Raw genomic sequence first — 15,059 nt, forward strand, 5'->3', positions numbered from 1 at the left:
GAATAATAGAAACAATTGTATGTAGGGGTGAACTTCCACAAGCACCAACTAACCTATTAGATAAAAGGCGGGGATAAATTATGATATCGGATTTAAAAAAATTAAGAGTTTTATTTAAAGAATTAATCGATATTTTAGAAAAAGAAAATGATAGAGAGATATTGTATATAATTAATCAATTAGAATTAGGGTTACATTTAATTAATGAATGTTTGAATAGCAGCTATGAAAATAATGATTTAAAAGAACTTAATAGTAAATTAAAGGAAATATATAAAAAAATCAATCAGCCGCAAGTCGGACTTTCAGATTTTTTTATCTGGAGAGATAACGATGAAGAAAGGCTAAAAGCAAATATGAGTTTAGATACAATTAAGGAAAACTTATCATTAATATTTAATTATAATTAATATACATCAAATGACTATAACACATTTATTAGAAGCTTTAATAATTGGGCTTACTCTAGATTAGAGGACCAAATGTCTATAGCGAATGCAGGCGTTGTGCCTTTTAATAATTGTAAAGTAATAGCTTTAATGATTAGTTTATTAGTGCAAAGCCTTTTTGGGGGAAATCTTGCTAAGAATATGAAAGCTATTCATAGCTTTTATACTTATACGGGATTTTTTTGGTGTTCAAACTCTTTTTAAATATATATTTTTATCTTGAATTCTAGCTCTCATGTATTAGTGCATGAGAGCTTTTTATTTAGGAGGGAGATTCATGAGTGTTCTAAAAGCAACATACAGTACCTAAACAGAAATTACTTTCAAGCAAGCCTAAACAAAGAAAAAATTCCAACAATTGGTTATATTAATGAATTGCTAGTAAATATATATGGAATATAAAGTATCTATTATATAAAAACATTTTATTTGTAAACATTAAGTTTTTTATATGTAAGGGTGTGGAAATATTATTTATAATAGTAAATAATTGAGTTATGTATCGGCTGATATCAATTTTAATCAGATAAATGCCAATAATAATGAAGGAGGATTCTTGTATGTGACAAATTTCAAATAGTGAAATTTCTTTTGATGGTATTGAAGTAGAAGAAGCAACGCTTTAATTCTTTTAGCAAATTCTCATAAAGAAAGGAACTAGTTTAAATGAATAAAAGAAAATGGAAAAAGCCTTTAAACGCGTTTTTGTCGACACTCTTAGTAGCAAGTATCTTAACACCAGCCATTCCAACTTCTGCTGCGGCAGGACAAGCTTCAGAACTGATTATTTCTGAGTATATTGAGGGAAGTAGTTTTAACAAAGCTATTGAACTTTATAATGGGACTGGATCTGCCATTGATTTAAGTCAGTATAAATTAGAGCTATATGTAAATGGAGCTGCTCAAGCAGGACAAACATTACAACTTACAGGAAATATAAATGACGGAGAAACCTATGTAATTTATCATAATAGTGCAAATGAATCGATAAAGAGTAAGGGAAATCTCGCTAATTCTACCGTCATTAATTTTAATGGGGATGATCCCGTAGTATTAAAAAAAGGGAATAATGTTATTGATTCCATTGGACAAGTTGGTAAAACAGTAAAAAACATGGAGAATGTAACGTTAGTCCGGAAGAACAATATTACAACAGGCGATACAATTATTGATGATTCGTTTGATCCTACTAATGAGTGGGATAAATTGCCGATAGATGATGTATCTAACCTCGGTAAACATACAATGGATGGTTCTTCAGTAGATCCAGGAAACCCAGCTGACATCAAATCGATTGAACAAGCAAGAACTCTACCAATAGGCGAAACTGTTACGATCAAGGCAGTAGTTGCTGCAAAACTAAAAAATACGATTTCCGTTCAGGATGGTACGGGTGGAATAGCTGTACGTCCAGCTACTTTAGATGCAGCAGTTGGTGATGAAGTCACTTTAACGGGTAAAGTAGCTGATTTCAGAGGACTATTGCAATTAGATGGGGCAACAATTGTTGAAAAGAAACTAAATGTAGGTACACCAACACCTAAAATAGTTTCAGGTGCAGAAGTTTCAGAAGCAAATGAATCTCGCCTAGTAACAGCAAAAAATATTAAGATCCTATCTGTAGAAGATGGCGGTACTTCGGCTAACTATACGGTTACAGATGGTACAACACAATTTGTGGTACGTGATGAGACGAAGACATTGAACTTAGTGGTTGGGAAAAACTATGAATCGATTACAGGGATTGTGCAACAATTCGATGATGTCTATCAAATCATCCCACGTTCCACAGCAGATATTATAGAAGATGCGACTGCAGTTCAGTCTGTAATGCCATCAGTTAAAGCAGGAGCTGTTGCAAAAGGTACTGAAGTAGCTCTAACGACTACAACTGAAGGTGCAACTATTTATTATACAAAAGATGGAACAGAACCTACCAAATCTAGTAACGTATACAGTAAGCCTATAGCTATTCAAAATAATACGACATTAAAAGCGTTTGCTGTAAAAGAGAGTTTAAAAAATAGTCAGGTTACCTCGTATGAATATACTGTTTTTGATCCAGCACAAGGAATCCAAATTCACGATATTCAAGGAGCATCGCATCAATCACCTAAACGAGGTGAGAAAGTTTCAGGGCTTGAAGGAATTGTCACATATGTCTATAAAATAGGAAGCGGAAACTATTTCCATATTCAAACACCTGATGATAAAAAGGACAACAATCCAAACACGTCAGAAGGAATTATTGTTTATACGGGTAACACTGCAGCGACTGTTAAAATTGGGGATCTTGTAAGTGTTGATGGAAAAGTAGATGAATTTCAAATTGATGGTTATACTGACACAAAAAAAGACACAGATTTATCCGTTACACAGATTAATGCTCGAAACGACCAAGGTGGTAAAGTGGGCGTTGTGAAGAGCAATGTAACACTGCCAGCACCAATAGTGATTGATCGCAATAATCTGCCATCTGAAGTGATTGATAACGATGGGTTTGCTAAATTCGATCCAGAGGAAGATGCTATTGATTTCTGGGAATCTCTCGAAGGTATGAGGGTTCAGGTAGGAAATGTGAAAGCTGTAGCACCTCAAGAACATGGTGATCTGATTACAGTGCTAGATGAAAGAAAAACGGATACGATTCATGGTGGTGTCTTACTTACAGCAGATAATGCAAATGCTGATAGAATTCAATTTAAACTTTATGATAATACGCAAGCGAGAGATTTTAAAGTAGCAACAGGCGATAAATTTAAGGGCCCTATTACTGGGGTAGTCAATTATGGCTTCCAAAATTATAAAATCTATGCCGATTATGATGAGATGAAATCAAAACATGTTGTAGGTGATTCAACACCAGAAACAACGACAATCGTAAAAGCAGATGACAAATTAACCGTTGCTTCTTATAACCTAGAAAACTTCTCTAACAATACGAAAGAAACAACTGATGATAAAGCGCGCAAATTGGCACGAGCATTTGCTTCTGATATGAAAAACCCTGATATTATTGGTGTTACAGAAGTTCAAGATAATAATGGTTCTACTGCAGGAGGCACTGCGGCAGATCAAAGTTATCAGCGCTTAATTACTGAAATTAAAAACGCTGGTGGCGTAAAATATAACTACGTTAATATTGACCCAGAGAACAATGCAGATGGTGGTGCACCAAATGCGAATATCCGTGTAGGATTCTTATATAATCCAGAACGCGTACAATTAACACAAGGCATTCCAAGTGGTGATGCAAAAACAGCTGTAGGATATAAGAATGGAAAGCTATCACTTAATCCAGGGCGTATTGATCCTACAAATACTGCATTCAATAATAGTCGAAAACCACTAGCTGCACAATTTGATTTTAATGGTAAAAGTGTTGTTGTCATTGCGAATCACTGGAACTCTAAATCAGGTGATACACCATTATTCGGCTCAACACAGCCACCTAGATTGGAAAGCGAAGTGCAACGTCATCAGATTGCAAATGTCGTGAAAGACTTTGTAGAAAAGATTAAAGCTGACAACCCAGATGCAAATATTGTCTCTGTCGGTGATTATAACGATTTCCAATTCACGGATTCGTTAAAAATCCTCGAAGGCAAACACATGACAAACATGATTAATAAAGTACCTGAAGATGATCGTTATACGTATCTTTTCCAAGGGAATTCACAAGTGCTAGATCATATTCTTGTATCGAATAATCTAGCTAAATCAACTAAAATTGATATTCTCCATATCAATTCAGATTTCACTGACATGGCTGGCCGTGCAAGTGACCATGATCCAGTAATGGTACAACTTGATTTATCTGGTAAATCAGATGAGATTGTTCCTGAAAAAACGTACAACTTAGCAAACATAAGAGAGAAAGAACTAACATTTTCTGAGCCAAGCATTTCCGTCAATTTTGAAAGTGGCAAGATTACAAAAGGAATCATCATTACAAGTTCCAAATATGCTGAGCTGAAAGGGGAAGGATTCACAAGTAAAGGCTTTAATGGTTCATCAGTGACGATTAAACCAAAAGAAGCTGGTGCCATTATTAACTTCTCAGGGCTCCCACTAGGAAAAGTCATCATTGATGGACCGAATGTGAAAGAAATTAGAGGCGCTGAAAATATTAAACATATCAGATATACAAATGGTGCAAATCCTGAAAGCATTCAGTTTATAGATTCAGAAGGTGAGTCACCTTCAACACCAGCAGAAAACAGTGCTCCAGTAGCAATAAAAAACTTTGATAATCAAACTGTAGCAGTGGGGAAAAAGCTAAATTTTCTTTTGACAGACTATTTTCAAGATCCTGACGGAGATAAACTAACATTTAGTTCCCCATTAGGAACTATTAATGGTTCAGAACTAACTTTGGATTTACCTGTTGGCACTCATATTGTGGGAGTTACAGCTACAGATGGAAAGAAATCTGTCACCTCTAGTTTTTCTGTAACTGTTACTTCTGACAATACAACGGATAAATACTATAGCGATGCTATTGGGAAAGAAGGGCAAGTGTTAAAGGCTGCATTACACGATATCATAGATGATAACCGTGTGCTTTCATACAATGAAGCGTGGGATGCTTTGAAAATAACAGATGAAGATCCAAATAATTCGAACAATGTTATCCTACTTTATACTGGAGAATCTCGTCCAAAGAGCAAAGCCGGTGGCAATGTTGGAGACTGGAATAGAGAGCATACTTGGGCAAAGTCACATGGTGATTTTGGTACAAGTAATGGCCCTGGTACAGATATTCATAACTTACGACCAGCTGACGTACAAGTAAATAGTGCAAGAGGGAACTTAGATTTTGATAATGGTGGAAGTGCAGTAAACGGTTGTTCTGAGTGTAAAAGGGATTCTGATTCATGGGAGCCGCCAGATGATGTAAAAGGCGATATCGCTAGAATCCTATTTTACATGGCAACACGTTATGAAAAAGGTGACAGGGTTGACTTAGAATTGAATGATCGAGTTAACAATGGAACAAATCCTTTCCACGGAAAGCTTTCTGTTTTACTACAATGGAATGAACAAGATCCAGTAAGCAAGTGGGAAAAACAACGAAACGAAAAAATATACAATATTCAAGGAAACCGCAATCCATTCATCGACCACCCTGAATGGGTAGAAGCAATTTGGTAAGTCGTAAGGATAAGTGCCTGCGGGTTAAGATTTCAAAAGGAAACAATACGAAAGAGTAATGCCAAACAAATCCCATCTCTTAGGAGGTGGGATTTTCTTATTTCATCGAGTTCTCTTGGAGAGACGGAGGTGGACGTAAATAGCACGATGAGTGGATTTAATTTCTTTTTTTGTGGATTGGCCCAAAGAATCCATGGATTACCCTAGAAAAATCATGGAACTTGCCCATTGCTCTTTTCTATTTTCTGAATTTTGGATTCGTATTTAAATAAATAACTCCGCCAGCGCTTATAATAATAAAAAGAATTAATCCTAAATAGAAAGCTATAGGTGAATCGTATACTTCATCATAAAACCAAAGAAATATACATAAAGCTAAAAAGAACATCATTTTCCCCATAAACTTAGTCATCATTTTTTCGTTAAACTTATTTTTCTCTTCCTCAGATGCCATATTATAGCCAGCTATCAAAAAACTACCCTTTCCTAAAGATAAAATTAAACTGAATATCAAAAATAAACATAAAACAACAATTAAAATAATTGAATCTCCACTCATTTTATCTCCTCCTAATTATTTTCGTTAACGCAATAGTAGCATATTTCCTTTTATTTCTTTGGTGATTACTTTTCATAAGAACGTAGAATTGATAATAGACGTGATTGGAAAGGTTCAGCACTATAGAAAAAAGAGTATCTCCAATTATTTTACAATAACGGTATTTCGCGTATGGATATCTTCAACTTTATATTGTAAAAGTTATATGGTTCCTTCATGTTCTTTTGTAGAATTCATAAAAAACGAACATTTACATCTATACAATTTTAATGTTTATAAAGTATAATATAAAAAACAAACATTTAATTGAATTTAATGCATAAACGTTCGCGTTTTATGGAATGTGAGTAATTGATGAAGTGAAATGAATCCAACGATTATTTTATAAGATCTTCACACATAATTTTAAAATATTCTCTTAGTAAAGTTTTCAGAAAATAAATAAAATATCGAAAGATAGTAATTATGTATTATTATTATTTTTAGAATACTTAAAGGAAATTTCTTTAAATAATCGTTATGAGGAAGGGAATGTAATGATGAATACTACAATTCTTAAAAATGTGGAGGATTTGATCGAAGACAATTTTGATGAATTCTGTTCCATTCGAAAGAAATTACACCAAACACCTGAAATTGGTTACGGTTTATATGAAACTTCTAAAATCGTCAAAGGCTATTTAGATGAATGGGGTATTTCATATACTGATAATGTAGCGAAAACTGGAATTGTTGCAATGATTAATGAAGAAGTTGATGGACCAACCATTGCTTTACGAGCGGATATGGACGCATTACCTATCAAAGAAGAAACGGGTGTAGCTTTTGCCTCCTTTAACGAAGGTGCCATGCATGCATGTGGACATGATGTTCATACCACGACTTTACTAGGCACAACCAAAATACTAAATATGGTGAAAGACCAATTAAACTGCAAGATAATACTTATCTTCCAACCAGCAGAAGAAATGGTAAAGGGTGCGGAAAAGATGATTGCAGAAGGTGCACTTGAAAACCCAAAACCTGACTTTATCTTTGGCATGCATGTTTGGCCAGAACTCAATATAGGTGAGATTGGTGTCAAGCCAGGTTCCTTAATGGCGAGTATGGATGTTTTTGAGGTAACTGTAAAAGGAATGGCAGGGCACGGAGCAGCACCGCATCAAGGTATAGATGCTATTGTAGGGACATCTCAAATTATTACGTCATTACAAACCATTTTAAGTCGAGAGATTAATCCTGTAGATGCTGCTGTTATGACGATTGGAACCATTGAAGGTGGACAAGGATTTAATATTATTCCAGAAGAAGTAAAATTCAAAGGTACGGTTCGTACAGTGGAGAAAGAAACCCGATTTTTGTTGAAAGAACGTTTTGAAAGTATTGTTAACAATGTTGCACAAGCAAATCGATTAACAGCAGATATTGATTACGATATGAGGTATCCAATTACGATTAACACACCATCTGTTGTCCATGCCATTCATGATGGATTAGTAGAGGAATTTGGGAAAGACCGTATCGTAGATGTCGAGAACCCTAGTCTAGCATCCGAAGATTTTGCATGTTATTTAGAAGAAGTTCCAGGTGCATTTTTCTTCCTAGGTGTCAATGATGGCAAAGGAGGAGCTCATAAATTACATAACGCTCACTTTTTACCACCATTTGAATCAATAAGAAATGGTATATCCTTATTTTTATTTTTAGTTTTAAACAATGAGCTCTATCGAAATGTAAAAGCAGAATAAATCAAAAAGGGATTATTCGCCGTAAATAATCAAAAAGAGGTAGGAGTAGGAAATGAATCGTTTATTTAGCTGGAAAATACATATTTTCGTATTATTTTTAGTACTTATCGCAGAATTTATAGGTGTAAAAACATTAAAATTAGGTATTGGTTCTATTGCGTTTTTCCCAATGTTATATGCCTTAATCATTGGAGCAATTATTAGTTTACCAAAATTTAAAATTCTATCTGAAAAAAATATGACTGTTGCTTCTAATATATTGGGCATTTCTTTCATGTTGTTTGTCACAAAATTAGGAACATTAATGGGACCTTCTTTATCCCAGTTATTCGATGCAGGTTTTTCTCTTGTTTTCCAAGAAGTAGGTCACTTTTTAGGTACGATTGTATTAGGATTGCCAATTGCATTACTGCTAGGTATGAAACGGGAAGCAATTGGTGCAACATTCTCGATTGACCGAGAACCGAACTTAGCAATCCTTTCTGAAAAATATGGTGCAGATTCTCCTGAGTCTCGTGGGGCATTAGGCGTATATATCTGCGGAACATTATTTGGGGCAATCTATTTATCCTTAATCGCAAGTTTAATCGCTAGCACAGGATGGTTTCACCCGATTTCTTTAGCAATGGGAGCTGGCGTTGGTTCTGGTAGTATGATGGCTGCCATGACTGGATCTCTATCAATTATGTTCCCGGATTCTGCCAATGACATTGCTGTATTTGCAGGTGCAGCAAACTTAATCACAACAATCGTTGGTACATTTATATGTGTGTACTTCTCTCTTCCAATGACAAATCTTCTCTATAAATATTTAGAGCCGATTTTGGGAAGAAAATCAAAAAAAGAAAAGTCTGCAGGTGAATAATTATGAAGGATCAAATTTTAACATTTATCATCATTGGTATTATTGCAATATTAGGGAATTGGGTTGGCTATCATGTTTCACCCATTGAAGCAATCCCAGGTATGCTGATTATTGTTGTAATTACAGTTTTAGGTTTTGCTATAAATAAGTTTTTAGTCAAAAAGATCCCTACAGTTATTTGGGTCTCAATTATTGCATTATTAGTTACTTCAAGTGTTAATCCTTACCAGCAATCAATTGTCAAATATACAGAAAAGATTAACTTTATGGCACTTGCCACACCAATTCTTGCCTATGCAGGTCTTTCTTTTGGGAAAGATTTAAAAGAATTTAAAAAACTCGGTTGGAGAATTGTTGTAGTATCTATTTGCGTATACACCGGAACATTTCTTTTTGCCACACTCATTGCTGAAATTGGATTCAGATTGACTGGGAAGTTCCACTAGAAATAAGCAATTGATCAATATAACCGACTGCTGACATATATGTTAGAAGGTTATATTGTAACAATTACAAATATGTGGGCTTCATGTTTACATTGGTGTCAACAAATGATAAGAAAAATCCTTTCTACGGAAAGGGTTTTTTTCAATCCAATTTTATTTACAAAATACATATCGCATTTGAAGTCCAATCTAAAAAATGTGTATAAAGTCTAATCAATAAAAAAGTACAGACATATACTAAATTAGAAGTATAACCCTGATAGGGGGTGAATTGATGCCATTTTATCAGCCGGATCCTAGAAGAAGACCACTTCCACCAAGAAATAGACAAGGTTTTGGGCCTCCTAATCAAGGTAGACAAGGCTTTGGGCCTCCTAATCAAGGTAGACAGGGGCAACGTTTCTTTGACCCTAATCAACGACCCCAATCAAATGTTTCTAGATTTGAAAGACTACCAGATCATTTAAATACAATTATGGGCCATGCGGGAACAATAAAAAATGGGGTAAATATGGTGAGGCAAATAGGATCATTTTTTAGATCATTTGATGGAAGAAGACCTTAATTAAACCAAAAGCTCTCGGGTATATAAACACGAGAGCTTTTATACATATACGGGCTTTTTTTGGTGTTAAAGTTTTGGTGCCAGGTACTCAAACAACTAAGATTGACTGGGAAGTTCTACTAAAAATATGCAATTGATCAATATAACCGACAGCTGACACATATGTTAGCAGTTGTTTTTTTGTATACAATAAGAAAAAGTATTTTATTCGCTAATTCCACTGATTTATTCGCTCTATTGGACAGTTAATTCACTCTTTTGGACCTTTTATTCGCTCTATTTCAAATTGTATTCGCTCTCTCAGCAATTTAAGTCCTACCAAGACTATCTAAAATCTAGATATTTATTAAAAATGAAAAGATGCCGCCATTAGAAGTATCTACGACAGCATCTTTCATATTTTTAGCTAAACATGTTTGCAAACTGCATGTTAATGTTCTCTTAATTTTTCCAAAGCAACCTCTTTTTCATTCTCTGGTTCATGGAGAGGATATATTCTAGCTGTTCCTTTTGTTTCATCTACATGTTGAATGTATATTGGAACTCCGTCATGTAATACATTTGCTAAAACTGGTGATGCCGCAATTTCTTGTGCTCTTTGACTATCCACTATAAAAACCTCCATTTCATTTTGTTTACTTATTAATTATTCTCATTCACTCATTAATCAATGCATACAGATTTAAATTTACAGTCACCAGCACAATTTGCAACAAATCGCTCAAATTAGGGCTATTCTTTTTTGTAATAATGCCGGTATTAGTCGGTAAAAAAATTTTAGCCCCTTATCTCTCACAAAAGAGTAGGGGCTAAAGGTGTTTATTTATTTCACGTATTTTTGCAACTCAACATGAACTAAAACAGGTTAGCTTAAGAAATTCTTAGATACATAAAGAATACCCTTATTTCTTTTTAATTTTATCTTTTTTGTGTCCGATAAAAAAGAGTAGTAATATTACCCTGCTCTTGGAACACTACTTTTTAACATAGCTATTCCTGCACTAAACAGAATAGTCAGAAGAATAACTAGAAAAAAAGTAAAAAAATTAAAGAAAATAGAATTTGACCAGAAATTCAATAATGATAATTCACTTTCCTTTGTATAAGAAGGACTAACCTCCACGATCCTTTTTCTCAATTCTGAAGCTTGATTGTAGACATTTACCAGTATTATGAAAGATAGCACGCTTGACCCTGTAATTATCATTATTTTCTTAGCTTTAGCTAGTTTAGTTAATGTAAGCGTCGAATACTTAAAAGTTCCATAAACAAAAAATCCAAAGAAGGGAAAGAGGAAAATCCAAGGAATAAGGCCTGGATTACCATTACCACCAACTACTCCAAACTCACTATTTATATTTAAAGTTTGTGTCATATCATTACATAAATAAAAAAGTAAACAAGACATTAAAAAGCTTATGATGTAGATGATCTTAAACATATTCCACCTTCTTTTAGTGATTATCTTGAGAATGAAACAGTATGAACCTTACCAACCATCGTGCTCCAGCTAACCCAATGTGCCCCTGTATTATCTGATCCACCATCGGAATCTTTATAAGAAAGATATTGTCCACCATCAGTATCAATTCCGTTGATAACCCTCCAATGATAATCTTCATCACCAAGAGCAAGCCAAACTGTTGCCACCGGATGCCCATCTCTAATAGGAGCAGTAACATTACTATATCCAGGATCAGTTGTTCTTGTGTATTTCCAGCCTGTCATATCATGGTTTAAGTGAACTTGAAAACCATTTGCAAGTGAATATGAATTTGTACCTAACGCATATGAATTCATTTCAAAATATAAATGATTAATCAAATTTGCGTTACTGTTACTATATGAGCCTTTTCCTCTTACTTTGTATCCTTTAATATCTTTATAATAATTCGCTATCATTGCCCCAGCAGCTGGGCCACAAGATGAGTCTGGATGGGTTACACCCGATTGCCTTTGCCAAACTCTCGTTACATTTAAAGTAACAGGTGGAACAGACTGAACTCCAACCTTACTTGAGTCATGAATATCATTCCATAGCGGATTTGTATCTTTTTCATGTTGAATTCCAATTGAAATATTGGAAAGTGAACCGTTATTTTTAGAGGTTGAATTGGCGATATTTTGAATCTTATTATATATTTCTTTTTCAACTGAGCTAGCACTGTCTGAGATTTTTACTCCTTGCCCTCCCAAGTAATATGCCTTTTGAGTCTTATTGGCTAGTTCCTTTCCATAATAATAATCATAATTATTTTCAAATATGCCGTACTCAAATATTGGATCGAATCGGTAATCTGCTGCTATCATAACATATCCGACTAAAGCATCTTTTGTGTAAATTTGAAAGTAATAGGAATTCATTTTATCATCTAGTCCATAAAGCTCTGAAAGAAGCTTCAGTTCATAGTTTTTATCTTGAAGTTTGAAGACTTCCATTTTGTATTCAATGAATTTTTTTGCTACATTTTCAGCTTCAAATTTGTCTACTTCAAAACTTTGCACCTCTTCTGCTTTTACATTTGGTACGTTAAACAGTAATAGAGCACACCCAAGTAATATTTTTACTAGCAATGATATATTACTTTTCAATTTTCCATCTCCCTTATTTTTATAAATACATGTAAAATATAACATTTTTTATAATGTTTGGATATATATTTAGGTATTTAAAAAATATTAAGGAGGGAAATCAATACGATACAACAAGGATCCTTTCTATAAGTGGTGCCAGCCCTTCAATCGTAAATATTCCAACATCCACTTTAGCTTGAACAAACAGCATTAGCTGTTTGTTTATTTGAAAATTTTCTCATGAAGTTGTCCTTCTTTTGTTCTTTTGTTTCTATTTAACAGATGAGGAGGGATGTATTTTGAGTATCACGTTGTTTCATATTCTCGACAAATGGAATATCAATAAAACTTTTCAATCATGGATTATTAATTGCATTTACTATATCTTTTCAGGAGGAATCACTATGGAATTATTAATCAACTGCACACCGCTTTTTGTATTACCAGATCTAGCAAAAAAGTTAAAGTTAAAAGAAGCGATCATCTTACAACAGCTCGATATCCAACTGCAAAATTCATCGGTGAAATTCGAGGGTGATACTTGGTATAGGAGCACTTATGAAGGCTGGGCCAAACAGTTTCCTTTTTGGTCGGTTATAACGATTCAGCGCACATTTTTAAGGCTTGAAAAAAGGCACTTTATTATTTCGACAAATAGGTTTAATACAACTAAGTGGGATCATCGTAAATGGTATCGCATTAACTATGATCTTCTTTATGATGAGCTGGGATTACAAAATAGTTCAACCTTAGATGCAGATTGAGCCCTATCTATGGACCATATTGATTTGTATGAAGAAAACAATGTGATTCAATATTTAAAAGAAGTAAAAAGAGAAGAAAAAAAGATATAGGGGGGAGCTTATTTCTTTTTTTGAATGACTCTTTAAGAGAGTTGGATAGATAGTAGCTCTTGGGATTCGATAAAATATTATGGGAAGAGGTACAGGTGGACTTAAACATACTAAATTTCTTGTTGAGTAGAAGCAGGTAGAGCACTCAAAAGGATTATGATCTGTCCCGAAGACAGATCATAATAACGAAAGCCATTATCAAAACAGGAGTAAGCAAAGGGGGGACTGAAAGAACTCTCAATCCCAAACTTATTGCCAAATGCACTACAACACCAATAAGTTATAGCGAATTGGTGTTGAATAGTGCAGAGTTGCTTTACTAGTAGCCAATGGCATTTTCTTGGGCAATTGTTTTAATGGTTTTTAATACATTGGATGTTCGATTGTATTTTGAGGTATAAGTATATTTAATATTTTTGAACCGATTATAGTACATTGTATTAAGTGTATTATTTGATTTGTAAGAAATTAACACATTGCCTACATTGCCTTTTACCTGTACTTTTGTTAGTTTGCCATTTTTAATCGCATAGATGCGGTCAACGTATGGCCAACCAGTATTTTCATTTTCAAGTAAGCAAATTATGAGTGTTGGTTGTTTTGCATTGCGAGCAATCGTAACTTTTGCTCTATAAGGTGGTTTGTTTTTGAAGGTTGTTGACAGTGTTTTTTTCGCTTTGCCAGGATACTTTAAAGCAAATTCATATCCTTTAGAAGTATGTTTCGTTTCAAGTGTTACAGATTTTAGGTTCCGATCAACTGCTTGATAATTCTTAGCTGAAGCTTGTGTTGAAGAAAAGCTCATAAACGTAATAATAAACAACACGGAAGCGCAACAACTCCAAAATATTTTTTTCATGAAATCATCTCCCATCTATTAATATATTACCATGTATATAAATTATGGGGTATATGTAAGTTTATGGGTTATGATGACTTGATTACTCAAACTTCGCACCTGATCAAATACTATGGAAACTTAATTTTTATACTTATACGGGATTTTTTTGGTGTTCATAACAATAGATGCTTCCTTTGAATTTTGGATTTGATAAGCAATATGATTTCACTTTATCTGAAACAGGTTTCTTGCATATAACGCACTTATTTTCATCGGCTTTGTCATCATTATTCATGTTCGTTTTTATCTTCTCAATATGCTGTTTTCTGATTGAGGGATCGAGAACATTGGATTGTGAAAGTGTATTGTATATCCAGTCGATTTCATCATTTGTTAATAAGGGTTCATGGTGTTGCAATTTTAGGATGGCAGTTTTCCTATTAATAAATTCCGATAATAGAATATCGTAAATAACTAATTCGTTTGACTGTATTTTCTGTAAATCTGGATCAATTTTTAGTTTGCATCTTTTTGTGAAAGAGACGATTGAGAGAAAGTGTTCATGGTGTTTTATATCAACCAGCTCTTTGATCGCTTGAATATGACCGTAATTTTGTAGTAGTGGATTCATCATTTTAAATTTGCCATTAATTAACCACGTTTTTCGATTCTTTTCTCCGTAAATAGTACCTTGATAGTTCTTTGTTTCAATAACAAATATTCCGTAAGGTGTAATGATTACATGGTCAATTTGTGAGTAGCCTGTCGATGACTTACCATTCTTTATAAGTAAGTCACTATGATACTTATAATTTTTAGGAAACTGATCTAGTTGGATATTGATTTTATATTCACCAAGTTCTCCTTTTCGATTTGCCCATTGTTCATTATTTTTCTTACTATCAGTAGTTTTTTTAACTGAAGAATTGGTAACTTCTTTTACATCCTGTTTATTTTTTTTAAAGAGAAAGCCAAAAACCATGTTTTTACCTCTTTTCTTGTGC

At 34.0% G+C, this 15,059-nt stretch carries 13 protein-coding genes; 7 read left to right on the forward strand and 6 right to left on the reverse strand.

Annotated features, from left to right (window positions below):
* Positions 1-80 precede the first annotated feature (80 nt).
* Together Q8X41_RS15475 and Q8X41_RS15480 are read left to right on the forward strand one after the other, a co-directional pair.
* Entirely contained in the window at positions 81-410 is a 330-nt protein-coding gene (locus Q8X41_RS15475; protein WP_397537135.1) for a hypothetical protein, read from the forward strand.
* Positions 411-1,115: 705 nt separating this feature from the next.
* Positions 1,116-5,603, forward strand: coding sequence for an endonuclease (locus Q8X41_RS15480; RefSeq protein WP_397537136.1), 4,488 nt, complete (start codon positions 1,116-1,118; stop codon positions 5,601-5,603).
* A 238-nt stretch (positions 5,604-5,841) separates the two neighbouring features.
* Here Q8X41_RS15480 and Q8X41_RS15485 read toward each other — a convergent pair whose 3' ends face one another.
* Positions 5,842-6,162, reverse strand: coding sequence for a DUF3784 domain-containing protein (locus Q8X41_RS15485; RefSeq protein WP_397537137.1), 321 nt, complete (start codon positions 6,160-6,162; stop codon positions 5,842-5,844).
* 536 nt (positions 6,163-6,698) lie between these two features.
* Between Q8X41_RS15485 and Q8X41_RS15490 the strand changes: the two genes are divergently transcribed.
* The 4 genes from Q8X41_RS15490 to Q8X41_RS15505 all read left to right on the forward strand — a co-directional run bounded on the left by Q8X41_RS15490 (position 6,699) and on the right by Q8X41_RS15505 (position 9,786).
* Positions 6,699-7,910: a M20 family metallopeptidase gene (locus Q8X41_RS15490; RefSeq protein ID WP_397537138.1), complete on the forward strand. Its 1,212-nt coding sequence runs from the start codon at positions 6,699-6,701 to the stop codon at positions 7,908-7,910.
* A 52-nt stretch (positions 7,911-7,962) separates the two neighbouring features.
* Entirely contained in the window at positions 7,963-8,775 is an 813-nt protein-coding gene (locus Q8X41_RS15495; protein ID WP_397537139.1) for a DUF3100 domain-containing protein, read from the forward strand.
* Between the two features lie 2 nt (positions 8,776-8,777).
* Positions 8,778-9,221: a hypothetical protein gene (locus tag Q8X41_RS15500; protein WP_397537140.1), complete on the forward strand. Its 444-nt coding sequence runs from the start codon at positions 8,778-8,780 to the stop codon at positions 9,219-9,221.
* 274 nt (positions 9,222-9,495) lie between these two features.
* Positions 9,496-9,786 carry a hypothetical protein gene (locus tag Q8X41_RS15505; RefSeq protein ID WP_397537141.1) on the forward strand — a complete coding sequence of 97 codons (291 nt, stop codon included), beginning with the start codon at positions 9,496-9,498 and terminating at the stop codon, positions 9,784-9,786.
* A gap of 430 nt (positions 9,787-10,216) precedes the next feature.
* On the opposite strand, the gene Q8X41_RS15510 is transcribed toward Q8X41_RS15505, so the two are convergent.
* The 3 genes from Q8X41_RS15510 to Q8X41_RS15520 all read right to left on the reverse strand — a co-directional run bounded on the left by Q8X41_RS15510 (position 10,217) and on the right by Q8X41_RS15520 (position 12,378).
* Positions 10,217-10,396 carry a small acid-soluble spore protein H gene (locus Q8X41_RS15510; protein ID WP_397537142.1) on the reverse strand — a complete coding sequence of 60 codons (180 nt, stop codon included), beginning with the start codon at positions 10,394-10,396 and terminating at the stop codon, positions 10,217-10,219.
* Between the two features lie 345 nt (positions 10,397-10,741).
* Positions 10,742-11,227, reverse strand: a complete 486-nt coding sequence (locus Q8X41_RS15515; RefSeq protein ID WP_397537143.1) for a hypothetical protein — start codon at positions 11,225-11,227, stop codon at positions 10,742-10,744.
* Between the two features lie 20 nt (positions 11,228-11,247).
* On the reverse strand, positions 11,248-12,378 hold the full coding sequence (locus Q8X41_RS15520; protein ID WP_397537144.1) for a hypothetical protein: 1,131 nt from the start codon (positions 12,376-12,378) through the stop codon (positions 11,248-11,250).
* A gap of 386 nt (positions 12,379-12,764) precedes the next feature.
* On the opposite strand from Q8X41_RS15520, the gene Q8X41_RS15525 reads away from it, so the two are divergent.
* Complete coding sequence (locus Q8X41_RS15525) at positions 12,765-13,124, forward strand: hypothetical protein (protein ID WP_397537145.1); 360 nt, start codon at positions 12,765-12,767, stop codon at positions 13,122-13,124.
* Between the two features lie 409 nt (positions 13,125-13,533).
* Here Q8X41_RS15525 and Q8X41_RS15530 read toward each other — a convergent pair whose 3' ends face one another.
* A complete protein-coding gene (locus tag Q8X41_RS15530; protein ID WP_397537146.1) occupies positions 13,534-14,073 on the reverse strand; it encodes a hypothetical protein in 540 nt (179 codons plus the stop codon).
* A gap of 133 nt (positions 14,074-14,206) precedes the next feature.
* Positions 14,207-15,037 (reverse strand): nuclease-related domain-containing protein, encoded by an 831-nt coding sequence (locus Q8X41_RS15535; protein ID WP_397537147.1) that lies wholly within the window; start codon positions 15,035-15,037, stop codon positions 14,207-14,209.
* Positions 15,038-15,059 lie beyond the last annotated feature (22 nt).

The sequence above is a fragment of the Rummeliibacillus pycnus genome (assembly GCF_044359855.1).
GTDB classification, from domain to species: Bacteria; Bacillota; Bacilli; order Bacillales_A; family Planococcaceae; genus Rummeliibacillus; species Rummeliibacillus pycnus_A.